At 62.1% G+C, this 1,568-nt stretch carries 2 protein-coding genes; both read right to left on the bottom strand.

All coding sequences use genetic code 11. The features are described 5' to 3' along the window. Positions 1-962 (bottom strand): DUF3363 domain-containing protein (locus ACK5NW_RS11060; protein WP_416927990.1); only part of this gene is annotated, 962 nt, incomplete at its 3' end. A 424-nt stretch (positions 963-1,386) separates the two neighbouring features. Then, positions 1,387-1,568 (bottom strand): S26 family signal peptidase (locus tag ACK5NW_RS11055; protein ID WP_416927988.1); only part of this gene is annotated, 182 nt, incomplete at its 5' end.

The raw sequence follows: 1,568 nt of genomic DNA, 5'->3' as shown, positions 1-1,568 counted from the left end.
CGTTCGCCCAGAGCACGCAAGGTCTTTTCGGTGTCGGTGTGGATGTCCCAGGTTCCGGGCTGCACCTCGTCCGCCAGGCCCAGGCGCTGCAAGTGTTGCAAACGGCCTATGAGCAGTTGCCTCTGGCTTTGTAGTTTTGGATCGTTAAAGCGTTTGATCTGCACCCGGTGCTCGTTGTCAGCCTCACGTTGCAGTGTACGATCCAGGCCCGTCCACCGTTCCTGTTCCACCTCGCGCTGCATGCTCTGCTGGATCTCCAGTTCTGTGCGTGGCCCCAGCCATTCCGTCTCCAGTTCAGCGGCTCGGTGGCGAAAGCCATGGGCAATGTAATCGCCAGCGATAATGAGGTCTTTGCCAGTGTCGTCACGCCCACGCACCACCAGATGCGTGTGGGGGTTGTCGGTGTTCCAGTGATCCACTGCCACCCAATCCAGCCGCGTACCCAGGTCGGCTTCCACCCGGCTCATCAGGTGACGTGTGTAGGTACGCAAATCATCCAACTCAACCCCATCTTCGGGCGAGAGGATAAAGCGGAAATGGTGTCGGTCGTCCTGACAGCGTTCCTTGAAAGTATTCAGGTCAGCCTCGTGGATCTGCGGCCCGTAGGCCCGGCCTGGTTCACCATCACGCCCCGCGCCGTCGCGTTCGATGTAGCGCAGGTGTTTCGCCAGCGACTGCGGGCTGGCCCGGCGTTGATTGACCAGCAGGGTTTTGATGGTGACTCGGCGAGAGAACGGCGTCAGGGATTTTCCCGTAAATTGAGCCGCCGTATGGCCACGGCCCAAACGCGAACCGGGGCGCTGGCCGGTGTTGCCCACCGATGTCTGACCCCGTGCCGAAGATTTGCCACCACTGGTCTTCCCCGTCTGTTTGAGGACTTTGGAAACGAAACTCTGACCCTTGCCCCGGTGTTTCGGGGTGCCGGGGCGGAGTCGAAAGTCATCATCACGCTGGTCACTCATAACCACGCCCCCAGCAAAGGGTGGCGTGCTTCGTCGTATGAAGCACGCCGGTATCTCAGAGTTGACGCAGGCTTCATACATCTCACGGCACGACGGCAAAGCCGCATCGTGCCGCATACCGCCCACGTGCAGACTGACTTTGCGGGCCGCCAGGTGCCGCCCCCTTTTGTCTTGCCTTCCGCCTTTGCCCCTCGCTGACGCTCAGGGCGTCGGCGGCCCGGCGGCGCTGCGCTGCTTGCAGCCAGCCCGACGGTGAACGCGCCAATTGCCACAGGCCGGGCGCGTTCGAGGCTAGACGTCTGCACATGGTAAGGCCGCGCGGTTGCACTCGCGCTGCATGCGTTGCGACACGCGGAAAGCCACCGGCTCGGTACGCCCGATGACACGATGAGATGCACGACAACGTGCGGCGAATCGGCAGCCATCATGGGCGGGCCTCCAGCCAAACCGGAGGCGCGATCCCGATCACGGCAGATACGTTGATCGGCCCAAAATAGCGGCTGTCGAATGACGCTGGGTTGGCTGTGCTCAAGAGGAAGAGTTCGTCAGCCCGAAGCTGCCGGCATTGCCGCCAGGATGGCAGCGGACGCCCCATACGATCAGCAT

The sequence above is a fragment of the Ottowia sp. genome, from assembly GCF_047975795.1.
Classification (GTDB): Bacteria; Pseudomonadota; Gammaproteobacteria; order Burkholderiales; family Burkholderiaceae_C; genus Ottowia.
The sequence above is the reverse complement of the archived record's forward strand: the minus strand, read 5'-3'. Positions and strand labels throughout refer to the sequence as shown.